The 13,312-nt window shown below is 50.1% G+C and carries 12 protein-coding genes; 4 read left to right on the forward strand and 8 right to left on the reverse strand.

The window, feature by feature from the left end; translation table 11 throughout:
- Positions 1 to 145 precede the first annotated feature (145 nt).
- A complete protein-coding gene (locus tag BM231_RS15930) occupies positions 146 to 2,512 on the forward strand; it encodes a GumC family protein (RefSeq protein ID WP_093521170.1) in 2,367 nt (788 codons plus the stop codon).
- A gap of 35 nt (positions 2,513 to 2,547) precedes the next feature.
- Here the strand turns inward: BM231_RS15930 and BM231_RS15935 are convergent, their stop codons facing one another.
- Positions 2,548 to 3,765, reverse strand: coding sequence for a GNAT family N-acetyltransferase (locus BM231_RS15935; RefSeq protein WP_093520880.1), 1,218 nt, complete (start codon positions 3,763 to 3,765; stop codon positions 2,548 to 2,550).
- 156 nt (positions 3,766 to 3,921) lie between these two features.
- Between BM231_RS15935 and BM231_RS15940 the strand changes: the two genes are divergently transcribed.
- On the forward strand, positions 3,922 to 5,001 hold the full coding sequence (locus BM231_RS15940) for a polysaccharide deacetylase family protein (protein WP_208860424.1): 1,080 nt from the start codon (positions 3,922 to 3,924) through the stop codon (positions 4,999 to 5,001).
- A gap of 29 nt (positions 5,002 to 5,030) precedes the next feature.
- Here BM231_RS15940 and BM231_RS15945 read toward each other — a convergent pair whose 3' ends face one another.
- Entirely contained in the window at positions 5,031 to 5,234 is a 204-nt protein-coding gene (locus BM231_RS15945) for a DUF2842 domain-containing protein (RefSeq protein ID WP_063305456.1), read from the reverse strand.
- Positions 5,235 to 5,524: 290 nt separating this feature from the next.
- Between BM231_RS15945 and BM231_RS15950 the strand changes: the two genes are divergently transcribed.
- Positions 5,525 to 6,613 (forward strand): COX15/CtaA family protein, encoded by a 1,089-nt coding sequence (locus tag BM231_RS15950; RefSeq protein WP_093520884.1) that lies wholly within the window; start codon positions 5,525 to 5,527, stop codon positions 6,611 to 6,613.
- Positions 6,614 to 6,742: 129 nt separating this feature from the next.
- Here the strand turns inward: BM231_RS15950 and BM231_RS15955 are convergent, their stop codons facing one another.
- The 4 genes from BM231_RS15955 to BM231_RS15970 form a co-directional block, all read right to left on the reverse strand.
- Positions 6,743 to 8,026, reverse strand: coding sequence for an O-acetylhomoserine aminocarboxypropyltransferase (locus tag BM231_RS15955; protein WP_093520886.1), 1,284 nt, complete (start codon positions 8,024 to 8,026; stop codon positions 6,743 to 6,745).
- 319 nt (positions 8,027 to 8,345) lie between these two features.
- Positions 8,346 to 8,786 (reverse strand): CoA-binding protein, encoded by a 441-nt coding sequence (locus tag BM231_RS15960; protein ID WP_093520888.1) that lies wholly within the window; start codon positions 8,784 to 8,786, stop codon positions 8,346 to 8,348.
- Between the two features lie 7 nt (positions 8,787 to 8,793).
- The gene (locus BM231_RS15965) at positions 8,794 to 9,171 is read right to left on the reverse strand and encodes a DUF3052 family protein (protein ID WP_244527185.1); all 378 of its coding nucleotides are present in this window, start codon (positions 9,169 to 9,171) and stop codon (positions 8,794 to 8,796) included.
- A 99-nt stretch (positions 9,172 to 9,270) separates the two neighbouring features.
- Positions 9,271 to 10,101: an enoyl-CoA hydratase gene (locus BM231_RS15970; protein ID WP_093520892.1), complete on the reverse strand. Its 831-nt coding sequence runs from the start codon at positions 10,099 to 10,101 to the stop codon at positions 9,271 to 9,273.
- Between the two features lie 187 nt (positions 10,102 to 10,288).
- Here BM231_RS15970 and BM231_RS15975 point away from each other — a divergent pair, with 187 nt between their 5' ends.
- Complete coding sequence (locus BM231_RS15975) at positions 10,289 to 10,747, forward strand: PaaI family thioesterase (protein WP_093520894.1); 459 nt, start codon at positions 10,289 to 10,291, stop codon at positions 10,745 to 10,747.
- A 345-nt stretch (positions 10,748 to 11,092) separates the two neighbouring features.
- Here BM231_RS15975 and BM231_RS15985 read toward each other — a convergent pair whose 3' ends face one another.
- Both BM231_RS15985 and BM231_RS15990 read right to left on the reverse strand, forming a co-directional pair.
- Complete coding sequence (locus tag BM231_RS15985; RefSeq protein WP_093520898.1) at positions 11,093 to 11,968, reverse strand: leucine-rich repeat domain-containing protein; 876 nt, start codon at positions 11,966 to 11,968, stop codon at positions 11,093 to 11,095.
- A gap of 17 nt (positions 11,969 to 11,985) precedes the next feature.
- Entirely contained in the window at positions 11,986 to 13,212 is a 1,227-nt protein-coding gene (locus BM231_RS15990; RefSeq protein ID WP_093520900.1) for a hypothetical protein, read from the reverse strand.
- Positions 13,213 to 13,312 lie beyond the last annotated feature (100 nt).

A 13,312-nucleotide genomic window follows, 5' to 3' on the forward strand; every position in this document is an offset into this window, starting at 1 on the left:
TCTAGTTAATTTTGCAAGAATTGTTGGGCGCTTTGTCATTTCTTTCCAGCATTTGATTAAGGTGCTTAATAACTTGGTTACCCTGTCTATGCATTCTTGTGATTGAAAATTGTTTCGGGCTTTGTATTGAGTGGGGAAGTGGGCTGTGCCGCAAGAAGATGTCTTTCTTGATATGGGCGTGCTGTTCAAAAAAGTGTTTAAGGGACTCCTTTGGGTGATCCCTTTTGCAGCGCTGATCGCCTTTGGCACTTTTTACCTGGCCAGCAAGCAAACTGCTAAATACACAAGCGAATCCAAAGTCCTCATTGATACCGCCAAGATTGTGCTGCCTGGCCAAATCCGTAACAGTGAGCAGGAACGTTCTCTGCTGGATAAAGAAGGTATCGCTAGCCAAGTACAGTTGCTGCAGTCGCGTGATTTGGCGCGCCACGTTGTGCAAACACTTGATCTAGCAAACAACAGTGTTTTTGCGACTAAAAGCAAGCTGGGCCTTGTTGACCAACTGATGACCCGTGTTGGACTTGAGCCGACATCTGGACAGGTGAGTGAAGCCGAGCGGCTGTTGAACAAGTTCACGAGTAACCTGGATGTGTATCAGGTTGACGGGTCCCGCGTAATCGCAGTGCGTTTTACGAGCAAAGATCCAGAGCTTGCTGCACGTGTTGCTAACACAGTGGTCAACGAATATCGCATGCTGCAGGATAATGCGAAGCGCGCGGTGACCAATAACACGGCTGATGCACTTGCGCCGCAGGTTGCGCGTCTTGAAAACGAAGTTGAGGCTGCGAAAAAGACCGTTGCGGAGTTTCGTGCGGGAGCAGACCTGTTACTTGGGTCCGAAAACAGGACGCTGAACCAACAGCAGCTGGCTGAGCTCAACTCTCAGGTTTCTTCCGCCATTGTGGCTAAGTCGCAGGCTGAAGCTCAGGCACGACAGATCCGATCCTTGCTGGAGGATGGCGGGTCTTTGGAAACTGCAACGCAGGTTCTAGCTTCGTCTTTAATCCAGCGCTTGCGTGAGCGTCAGCTGGCGCTGGAAAACCGTATTGCGGAGCTTTCAACTACGCTCCTGCCAAATCACCCGCAGATCAAAGCACTGCGCTCCCAGCTGCGTGGATATGATCGTCAGATCCGTGCTGAGGCGGAGAAAATTGTTATTGGTCTTGAGAATGATGCCAAGATTGCTCAGGACCGTTATGTCGCGCTCAATGAGAAGGTGAATGCACTTAAGGTAGAAGCTGCCCGTTCGGGCGCTGATCAGGTTCGTTTGCAGGAGTTGCAGCGTGAAGCGCGCTCCAAAGAAGAGCAGCTGAACCAGTTGCTTGTGAGCCTGCGTGAAGCTGAAGTGCTGCAGGGCGTTGGTGTGCTGAATGCTGACTCCCGTGTGATCTCGCGTGCATCTGTGCCAAGTGAGCCATCTGGCCGGAAGCCTTCTGCGCTTGCTGCGATTGCAGGTTTTGCCGCGTTCTTCTTGGGATGCCTGTGGACGATTGCACGCGCTTTGATTGCTGGTGAAGTTTTGCGCCGCGAAACATTTTCTACGCCAACCGCACCTGCTGCTAATCCGAAAGAAGCGACTGGTACAGCAACCTCTAATGCGCTTGAAAGTGTGGTGGATGCAACGACCCGCAGCCATGCTGTTGCCGCTCCTCCTGTTGAACTGAAGCCTTCCTTTGTTGAAGAGGAAGATAAATCTGATGATGAGCAGGAAACCTCAGAGGTGGAAGAGCCTCAAGAGGAAATGGCTGAGCTTGCTGAGGATGAAGTTTCTGAAGAAGAACATGATGAAGCGCGCGAAGAAGAGTTTGACGAGGAGTTTGAGGAAGAAGAAGCAAGTGCTGCGGTTCCTTCAATTACCCTAAAAGAAGTTCAGGCTGACAACGCCAATCAACTGGCAAAGGTTGGCCGTGTGGTTGTGCTCAGTGTTGAGGACGAAAGCCTGTCTTCGCGAGTTGCCTTGAGCTGTACGCGCAAGATTGCTGCACGTGGTATTATGCCCGTGGTTGTTGAAGTGCGTTCTGAAGGTGGGGAAAGTGCCCAGTCCATCCTCAAAGAAACGCCGCTTGAAGAAGTTGGAGATGTGCCTCAGGCTGAAGATGGTTCTGATGATCTGCTGAAACCGGGTTTTGCCGAGTTGTTGGAAGGTGAGGCGGCCTTTACAAACGTAATTCACCGTGACCCTGTTTCCCGTGCACATGTGATACAATCAGGTGTCATGCCTATTCGTGATGAAGTGGTTTATGGCGGGCGCTATAATCTCATCATGGAAGCTTTAGATCTCACGTACGATGTGATCGTTGCTGACCTTGGGCTTATCGAACCGAGTTTGATTTGTGCGCAGATGCTTTCGGAAGCGGACCGTGTGATTATTGCGACTGACGGGTCACCTGCAGGTCCTGAACTGGAAAAAGCTCTGACTATTCTTGAGAAGCACACCAAGGCACCTGTTGAGGTGGAGCGAGTGGTCAGCAATGAAGCTGCGGCTTGGCTTCAGGTTGATATGGCAGCATAAGAGCTGCTGCTTGTTTCCAGGTTTTTTGAATGAGCTTAGCGCTGCATACGCGCGAAAATTCCACGGACACGTCTGTAAAGCTGCCAAAAACGCTCGTTGTTCCTTAGCTTACGTTTAAAGCTGAGTTTGAGGCTTTCTAGCGCCGCAGCGAGCTTACCTTTGAACGTGAGTGGTTCGATCCAGTCTTTCAGGTATTCTGGTTCAGCCCATGCCAGCTTGAAACGTTCTTCACCCAGACCAAAATCAAAGACCTCCATGCCTTCCTCGCACATATCCTCAATGACGTGCTGCATGAGCAGTTCGCCCGGACTATTGCGCATCAGCTCTCCGCTGATTATGGAAGTGCAGTAGCAATATACTCGTTTCCCAGATTTAAGACTGAGGCATGTGCTGATGATTTCATCATCAAGCTTCAGGCTGTAAATCACCGGTTTTGACGGGCTGTCATCTTGTGAAAGGTTTGTGAAGGCCTCTCGCACAAAACTCTGGTAATTGGGAAGAGCGAAGGCTGTCGGAATGCCCGTCTCAGCCTGACGAAGCTCTCGTTGCCTTATCATGGCATCAACGGTGGTTGTTGCGCCTTCTTTTGTGGTTTCCGCCGTGAAGCTGAGCGTTCCCAGTGATTGCAGTTTGCTGAGTTTGCTACGGTGTTTTTTGCGGGCACCTTTAGAGCGTTTTGTTTTGATGAACTCTTCAGCAGGGCTTGCGAGCTTAAATGGATAGATTGCGTTGGTGCTGGTTGTGTCGTCCAGGCGTATTAGCGGATTGTCATGGTCACCCACACAACATGCCATGTTGCCAAGATGGATGAGGTCTACGCCCCATGCTTTGAGGGCTGCGACCAAACGGGGGCGGAGAAAATGAGCTTGCGGAGCTTGTAATAGCTCTTGAGACCAATAGCCCGTGTTCTGATTGAAGATTTCCTCTCCGAGCCATCGGGCGGTTTTTGCAAGGTGGCACTGATGGAGGGCGAGAGGTAGCAGGGTGTGGAGTTTTGAGTCGATATATCCGGCAACAATCAGTGTGGTGGCTCTTTCTGAGTGGGCAACATGCTTTGCCCAGCTTTTACACCATTCATAGGCGTGATAGGCACTTCCATCGCCTAATGCTTCCAGAATGAGCCAATCATTCCGCAGTTTTGGCAAATCTGTATCTGAGATGATCTGAAAAGAAAGCTTATTCAAATCCAGCGTGTTATTACAATCAGCACGGTTAGAGCGCTCGCTGTTTGACGTGGATTGTGGAAGTGCCATTGAAAAATGCCCTAAATAAAATACAAGGAATTATTAGTTCCAAGCTCTTAATGAATCTCAAATCTAACTAGGTAGAGCAACCCAAATTGAAATTAATCGTAAATAATTCCCAGTTACAATTTGATACATATTTCGGTTTGGAACTAGGGGGTCTCCGTGCGGAAGTCCTTCAAGCATTTATTTATTGATTACGCCAGCTACTTTTTAAGTAGTCGTGGGCCTGCACGGTTCTTTCGGAACATGACCGCTGGTGATGGCCTTATTTTCACGCTTCATCGTGTTTTGCCTGAAACAGAGCGTACCTTTCAGCCGAATAAATTGCTTGAAGTTACACCTGAATTTCTACGTAAAACCGTTCTTCAGGTTCGAAAGGCGGGATACGAGTTCATTTCGCTGGATGATGCTTTGGAACGGCTTCAAAGCAAAAGGCAATGCTCTCAGAAGTTTGCGGTTCTGACTTTTGATGATGGCTATAAAGATAACCGGGATGTGGCCTTTCCTGTGCTGAAAGAACTCAATGTTCCTTTCACCGTTTTTGTTAGCAGCGAATACAGCAAGCATAACTCTGAGCTGTGGTGGATTATCATAGAACAGCTTATTGCCAAGAATGACTACGTCTCATTCCGATATGAAGATAAGCAGTTTGATTATGACTGTACCTCTTTGAAGCAAAAAGAGGCCGCGTTTATATCAGCGCGCTGCATGTTGATCAGCGAAGTACCAGAAGCTGAGCAGCGCGCAGTCATTCGTGAGGCTGCAGAGCGTTATGGATTGGATTGGCGCGCACTTTGCCGCGAGCTTATTCTGTCCTTTGACGAGCTACGCGCGTTCTCACAGGAACCACTGGTAAGCCTAGGCGCACATACGGACACTCATCCGATGTTGGCGCGTCTTTCAACCAGAGACGACATCCGGCAACATATTCAGGCAGGATTGGAGGAGATGACTGCGCAGCTTGGCAAGACGCCGACGGTATTGGCGTATCCCTATGGCTTTGCTGAAGCGGTTGACGAGCGCTGTGAGAGTGTGACCGAGGAATTGGGCTTTGCGGCGGCTGTGACGACGCAACCGGGAACCTTGAGTGCTGATAGTCTCAACCGGCGCTATCATTTACCGCGTGTCTCATTGAATGGATTACATCAACACCAAAGAATGGTTGATGTGTATCTGACCGGAGCAGCGTTTGCAGCTTATTACGCAGTGAAGCGCGTCCGGTCTTTTCTGAGAAGGGCTTAAGCTTTGGTCTGTGCCAGAGCCTTTTGGTCTTAGCGCTTTTTGTAGGTCCAGCTGATAATCAATCCTGCCGGGACCACCCAGATCAAACCAGCAATAGCAAAAAAGATAAGCTTAATAGACCAGTGCTTGCCCGCCATTGTCATATCGCCAATGACCATTGCCAGGAAGATATAGACAAGAACAAAAGTGACCAGAAATACCATGCCGATGAAACGGCGAAATGGCGAAACCATAGAGTTCTCCTTGAAAGCCTCTTTGTGTAGGGCCTTTCTTTTCCGCGCAAGCCATAGTTCAAAATGCATATATTTTTCAAGAGGATCTTGCTGGTAATTTGCAATTTACAGTGTGCAGATCTACTTTTGTCCTCTCTAAGTCTATGACACACCAGTGCTATTGCACGGCTGACTTTCATCCGAAAAATCTAGGTAATTTGTCTAGACTGCTGTGAGGATCTGCGTATTTTTCCTGATTTGCTTGTTGATCTGACATATATAGGGGCAAACGCATTCTTCGAATAGGTGTCATGTCTACTCCGTTCTACAGTTCAGATCTTTCTGCTCAAGACCTTTCCAACCGCAGGCAAATGCGTGTGTGGTTACTGTTTATCTGCTTCTTGATTCTGGCCATGGTTGTTGTTGGCGGGGCGACCCGTCTGACTGAATCCGGTCTTTCCATCACTGAATGGAAGCCAATACATGGTGCAATTCCGCCGTTGAGTGCAGCTGAATGGACGGAGGAGTTTGAGAAATACAAACAAATCCCCCAATATAAGCTTCTCAATGAGGGCATGACGCTTAGCGAATTCAAGGCGATCTTTTGGTGGGAATGGGGACACCGGCTGCTGGGCCGGGTGATCGGGCTGTTCTTCTTTATCCCGCTTGTGTGGTTTTGGGCGCGAGGGCAGGTTAGTTCTTGGCTTAAGCCGCGGCTTGTCGTTGCGTTCCTACTGGGTGGATTGCAAGGGGCGATTGGCTGGTGGATGGTTGCCTCTGGTCTTGTGAACCGTGTGGATGTGAGCCAGTACCGTCTTGCGGTGCACTTGAGTGTGGCCTGTATTCTGTTTGCTTACCTGTATTATCTTGCTGGCGTTCTAAAGCGGCGTCCAGAGCTTGAGCGTGAAGGCTGGAATGTTTTTGGTGATGGGTTGTTTGGTGCATATGGCATTGTTGCCTTGGTGCTCTTTCAGCTGTTCCTCGGAGCACTGGTCGCAGGCCTCAATGCTGGGCTGACCTTTAACACCTGGCCGCTGATGGATGGGCAGATTGTTCCATCAGGTTTGTTTGTCATGTCCCCTTGGTGGATCAACTTTTTTGAGAATGTGATGATGGTGCAATTCCAGCATCGCATGATTGCATATGCGCTGGTGATTGCTGTGTTTCTGCAGAGTTTCTCTTTGATGCGAGGCAACAGAGAGGGCGTACTTAAACGTAATGCCAGCTGGCTCATGGTGGCGATTGTTATTCAGGTGTTCCTTGGTGTTGTGACGTTGCTTGGCATGGTGCCAATGGATCGCGCGCTGGCGCATCAGGCGATGGCTCTTATCGTTCTGGCGCTTGCTGTTGAGCAGGTTTGTCTGCTTCGCCGTGAAAAAGAAGCTGCATTGAGAAGTTGATTCAGTTCGTCTGATTAAGTGTTTGATATAGAATCGAAAAAGGCGCCTTGAGGGCGCCTTTCTTGTTTTGTCGTCGCCGCTTGCAGATTGATTCATTTATCAATCATACTGCATTGAAATATATAGGCATTATGCCTTTTCGAGGGCTTGCTTCAGGTCTGCGATGATATCGGCAGCATCTTCAATGCCGATGGAGAGACGAACAACATCAGGGCCCGCTCCAGCGGCTGTCTTTTGAGCGTCAGACAGCTGGCGATGTGTCGTCGATGCTGGATGGATTACGAGTGAGCGAGTGTCCCCTATATTGGCAAGGTGAGAGAATAGCTCCAGACCTTTTACCAATTCAACGCCTGCCTCATAGCCCCCCTTCAAGCCGAAGGTGAAGACAGCGCCTGCACCCTTCGGGCAGTACTTCTGATGTGCCTGATGGAATGGGTCATTGGCGAGGCCTGCGTAGGAAACCCAGCTGACAGCTGGGTGGCTCTGGAGGAACTCAGCGACCTTCAAGGCATTGTCAGAATGCTTCTGCATGCGCAGTGCCAGTGTCTCGATGCCTGTGATGAGCATAAAAGCATTTTGTGGAGAGATAGCCGGGCCGAGATCCCGTAGGCCGAGCACGCGACAGCAGATCGCAAAAGCGATGTTGCCGAAGGTCTCAAACAATCGCATATCGTTGTATTCTGGACGAGGTTCGGTCAGCATTGGATATTTGCCGGAGGCTGCCCAGTCGAATGTGCCAGCGTCAACAATTGCGCCGCCCATGGAATTGCCATGTCCGCCCATGAACTTGGTCAGGGAATGCAGCACGATATCTGCGCCATGCTTGATTGGCTGGCAGAGGTACGGGGTCGCCATTGTGTTGTCGACGATGAGCGGGACACCAGCTTCTTTGGCCACTGTTGAGATGCCCTCGATATCCATGATCACACCGCCCGGATTGGCGATACTTTCGATGAAGACGGCACGAGTATTTTCGTCGATCTGGTCTGCGAAGCTTTGTGCGTCCAGACCCTCTGCCCATTTCACATCCCAGCCGAAGCTTTTGAATGAATGGTTGAGTTGGTTGATGGTGCCGCCGTACATGCGCTTGGAGGCGACGATGTTGCAACCGGGTGTCATGAGAGCGTGGAAGGCTAGAAGCTGCGCGGCGTGGCCGGACGCCACGGCCAAAGCAGCTGTGCCGCCTTCCAGTGTTGCAACGCGCTCTTCAAGAACAGCGGTGGTTGGGTTTGTGATGCGGGTGTAGATGTTGCCAAATGCTTGCAGGCCGAACAGGGATGCTGCGTGGTCTACATCCTCAAACACGAAAGATGTGGTCTGGTAGATTGGTGTTGCGCGCGCGCCTGTGGTTGGGTCTGGTTTCGCGCCTGCGTGAATTGCAAGGGTATCAAAGCCTGGGGTGTGATCGCTCATGAGGCAGTCCTTTCAATGCGCTTGCAGGATGGAGCGGTGCTGCGCAAGGTGCATGCTTTGCAATTCCTTGGAGCAGGCGCGTCATTCTCTGCTGAAATTTATATAATTTCCCGCTAGGAACTATGAGGGGGCAACCGGAGGTTGGCAAGCGCAGATGAAAAGATGAGCGTGCTTCACTCTTGCAGAAAGCTCAAGCAACTTGACGACTATTTGATGCTTGAAATTCTGTTCGCTTCTACTTGGTGAGATTGGAAAATCGTTCTAACTTATCGGATGCGCTCTCAATTTTCGCGGCATCGAGAGCGCCTTATAGGAGTGTTTAGCTAGCTGCAACTGATGCCAGACGTGGAATTTCGATCTTAGGGCAGCGATCCATTACCACTTTGATTCCCTTGTCTTCTGCTCGTGCTGCTGCGTCGTCGTTTCTCACACCCAGCTGAAGCCAGATTACTTTGGGATGGGTTGGCAGAGCGATTACCTCATCAATGACACCGCCAGCCGCTTCTGAATTGCGGAAGACATCTACCATGTCGACAGGTTCTGGAAGGTCAGTCAGGGAAGCATAGACTTTTGCGCCTGCGATCTCGGTTCCGGCCTGACCGGGATTGATCGGATAAACGGTATACCCTTCTTCCAGCAGGTAGTTCAAAACGCGGAAGCTGGCGCGTTCTGGCTTGTTGCTAGCTCCAACCAATGCGATTGTCTTGGTGCCTTCCAAAATGCCTTGGATGTAGCTGTCTGCATAATGATCGTGATTCATATTCTTATCAACTTTCTGCAATTTCCTTGGCTGCCAGCTGCATTCGTCTGTGCTCTGCACGCAGCTCCTTGCGAATAACAAGCTTGAGGCCGGACCAGACTGCGTCAATCGCACAAACCTTGATATCGACCAGCCCCATAGGCAAGCAAACTTCTCTAACTGTATCTTCTGTCACTTGTGAGGGGACATTAGATGCCTTCTTGGGCCATGACACCCAGATCATACCGTCTGCATTCAGTGTCCTGCGCAGTTTACTCAGAAGATCTGCTAGTTCGCTTTGACCCGTTACAAAAATATGGGCAGCGTTTATGCCGTTTTCCAGAGTGGGCAGGAGGACTAGATCGTCAACTCCTGCTGCAATTTCATCGAAGACGGTTTGTGGCATGTTGTGCCACCAGCAGCTCATGCGGGGTTTCAGACCTAGCTTTTGAGCTAGTGATCTTTTTGAATGCCCGGTTGTCATGTGCGGCTCCCTACATCTTGATCAGCTGTCTTTCCAATCTGGTGTGCGTTTTTGAAGGAAGGCGTTGATGCCTTCTTCTGCGTCATTGGCCAGCATATTCTCTGCCATGACCTGAGAGGTGTAAGCATAGGCTTCTGCCAATGGCATATCGGCCTGCTTGTAGAAGGCTTCCTTACCGGTTTTGACTGTGAGGGCAGACTTGGATGCAATCACTTCAGCGTATTTCTGAACCACGACTTCCAGATAATCGGCTTGCACCACTCGGTTAATCAGACCGTATTCTTTTGCGGCGGAGGCGTCGATGCTCTCACCTGTCAGCAACATTTCCATGGCCTGTTTGCGGCCAATGTTGCGGGTGAGAGCTACCATTGGAGTGGAGCAGAAGAGGCCGATGTTAACGCCCGGGGTACAGAAGGTTGCTGTATCCAGTGCTAATGCCAGATCACAGGAGGCAACCAACTGGCAGCCTGCTGCTGTTGCAACGCCAGTTACAACGCCGATGACTGGCTTTGGAAGGTTCACGATCTTCTGCATGAGCTCAGCGCATTGATCGAATGTCTGCTGATAGAAGGCTTTGCCGTCATCTGCTTGCGCACGTGCAGCTGTTAGCTCTTTCAGGTCGTGACCTGCGCAAAAGACTTTGCCTTCAGCGCCGAGCAACACAACGCGCACTTCCGGGTTTGCTGCGGCTTCATCCAGTGCAGTGCAGAGTTCTTTCATCATGGCCATGGACAGAGCATTCATGCGCTCCGGGCGTTGCATGACGATACGCTGAACACCATTGTGCAGCAGCTTGCCAAGCATTGGGCGTTCTGCTTCGCTGTGATCTTTGGTGGTGCCTGCGTCAGACATGGTGGTTCTCCATAGTACTGTAAATAGTCGTTGAGATGCCTTTAGCAGGCTATCGGGCCTTGATTAAGTGTTAAATCACAGAGTGAACAAAACTTGAGCCTAGCGCAACGGTTTAGAACTTTTGTTCATCTGGTAAATCATGGAGCCATATTTCAATATGTCGGCTTGCGTGAGGAGGAGGGACTTCATGACCAGTGAGGTAGCGGCGCCTGCTGTTAAGTTTAGTCCGGCAGAGCTGACGGAATTTCTGGACAAGGCATTTCCGCAGATGCACGCGTTAGGCCGTGCATATTTCATCGATGAAATTCTACCGGGAAAAGCAATTGTCAGGCTCAAGGCCGGGGACGTGCATTTGCGTCCTGGTGGTACTGTTTCTGGCCCTTCGTTGATGGCTCTGGTTGACTATGCGGCCTATGTGGTTCTGCTGGGCAATATGGGGCTTCATGCACTTGCTGTGACCACCAACATCAATATCAACTTCCTACGCAAAGCTGAAGCTGGTGAGATGATCGCCACGTGTCGCATCCTGAAGGGCGGCAAGCGTCTTGTCGTTATGGATTGTGAAATCACTCGCCAAGGCAGCGATGATCTGATTGCCCATGCCACAGCGACTTACTCCATCCCTCCGGCCTCGTTCAAGGGATAGGATGCCTGTTTTTTGTTGTCCAACTGAGTTGTTGGGCAACCATTTTGGATCTTTCGCCACATTGGATTGTTGAGTGCCATTTGGCATTGAGCCAGATAGGCAGTGCCGTCTACATAGAGACAGGAAAAATCACCCAGTTCGACCCGAATGCCTTTGTTGGTGCAATAGCAGTCTGGTTGCTTGAACAGACTACGAGGGCGTTTGCGGAACTTGCTTTCTTGCGCGTTAGCATTCCAAGCCCAAACCAGCAAAAATGATAGGGTGAGTAAGAGATAGCGATGCATTCCCCATGATAATATTTAGGGCATACGTCGCTACCACTGTTTTTTAGGGGCATTTTGAAGGTCAGAGATAAATCAGAGTGCCTTGTGCGCGCAGGATTTCAAACCACTCCGGCTGTTTGGTCAGGCGTGTCCAGCGTAGATCCAATTTGCGCAGATTCTTCAGGTTGCTCATGCTGGCGGGCAGCTCCTCCAATGGGTTTGCCCTGAGATCTAATTGATAAAGATTGGGAAGGTCTCCAATTTCTTCAGGGAGCTGAGAGACTTGATTGTTGCGGAGGTCCAACACTTCGAGCTGATGCAAATTGCCTACGTCCTTAGGAAGTTTTGTGAGAGCGTTGTTACGCAAATAGGCCTCTCGCAAGGATGTGAGATTGGAAAAGCTCAGGGGGAGTGCGCGCAAGCCATTGCCGTAGAGTCTCAACTCTTTCAGACCTTGCAGGTTCCCAATGCTCTCTGGCAGATGCGTGATGGTGTTGTCGGTGCAGCCGAAATACTCAAGAGCAGAAAGATCACCAATACTTTTCGGTAGCTGCGTCATGACTGTGTTGCTGGCATAGAGCACCCGCAGTTTCTTCAAAGCGCCTATCTTTGCAGGAAGATGTTCCAGTGCTTGGTGGCTGAGGTCCAAGATCTCCAGATTTGGCATGTCACATAGGCTATCGGGCAGTTGTGTCAGCTTGCATCCGTAGATGTAGAGTTCTTTCAGCGCCCGCAGATCAGAAAGTTTCTGCGGTAAATCGCTGATTGGATTTTGTCCCAGATAGAGGCTTCGCAAGGATCTATGTTGCAATAACTCTGATGGGAAACGATCCAGCTTACACTTTGTTAGAGCGATATCCGTCAGTCTGCTGTCGGACTGAACTGCGCATGGAGTTCCATCTTGTCGATGCCTGATGCTCTTGAGACGTTGATACTGAGTTGAAGCCTGCGTGATCATGGGGACCTGAAATGTGCTTAGTGGAGGTACTGCTGTTGTAGCGTCGAAACGAGCTGCTCCGAAAGCGTAGTTTTCAGGAGATTGATTGTGCCCGACGACAATGTCGCATCATTAGATGCTGCAGACTTTATTCGAGGCAGAACCTCATCGAGTGATGTTCCTGCCTTCTGTAATTCCTGATCGACTTTCTGCCAGAATGCAGCGCCTTTCATATAGAAAAGAGGGTAGTAGCTGGAGTTATTCTCCCGCGTTACATTGAGGTGGGCTTCATAAAGGCCTGTTGCCGCATGGGGGTAGCGCTCTTTAAAGATTTGCCATTGCTCCATTGGAGTTTCTGTTTGTAAACCTGCTTTCTCCAGAGATTTATAGCCGTAATACTGAGCAAGGCTCTCAGATATCCAGAGTGGGTAAGGTTGGTTTGCAAGCATGTGAAACAGTTCGTGGGCGGAGACCCAATGAAGTTTTGCGATGCTGTCGTTTGTGGCTGTGCCATCTGTTACTGCAAAATTGGCGAGGAACGCTTGTTTGCCAGCAGCTCCGGCTGTTTGCCTCAGTTCCTTGTCGATTGCGACCCATACAAGGTCGATGTAGCTTGGTGCATTCTCCTCAGAACCAAGCACCTCTTGCAGGTATTCAAGTTGCTGTTGAAGAGCGAGCAGGTTCTCAGCTTTCATGGTCGAAGTTGGGTCGTCTTTGAAGAGTGTGAGCGCCGTTTGCCCAGTTGCCAGCGTTTTGGTGGACTTCCCCCATGTGAGGATCAAAGGTGGTTGGTTTGGTGCAGGCAGAGGGTTGCATTTGATTGCATATGTCTTGCCATGGACTTTACCGCAGATCTCTACTTTAGAGATACCTTCGAAGCGAGGAATGTCATCCCACTCCGTCAGGCTCCACCACCCGGCAGGAGAGTAGAGGTTTTGTTGATTGGCAATGGCGTGAGGGGCGGTCTGCACATTCTGGAAGGTGACAGTCCACTGTAGCTCACGACATGAGAATTGCTCTTCATAGGCAACGTTGGCTTTTTGAATGCCATCACAGAGGAATTGGAATGATGAAGTCTTCGTGTCACTTTGAAGAGTGCGGGGCTTCAGCAACTTGACGTTTTGCGGAGTTGGAAAACTCACTGTTGCAGTTCCGTTCATGGGGGAGGCTACGTTAGCTTCAATTATGATCTGAAGTGGTGGGGCATCAGCAAGAACAGGGGTTATGAGTAAGAACGAAATAAGAGAGAAGAGGGGAAGGTGCATTCAAAAATCTCATAGTTGAGAAAAACAATTTGGGATTGAACAATCGATTCGATAGTTTCCGCACGGAAATGTGTTCATCCCATGTTATCCAATGCATGGG

Source organism: Pseudovibrio ascidiaceicola (genome assembly GCF_900114245.1).
Taxonomy (GTDB): domain Bacteria; phylum Pseudomonadota; class Alphaproteobacteria; order Rhizobiales; family Stappiaceae; genus Pseudovibrio; species Pseudovibrio ascidiaceicola.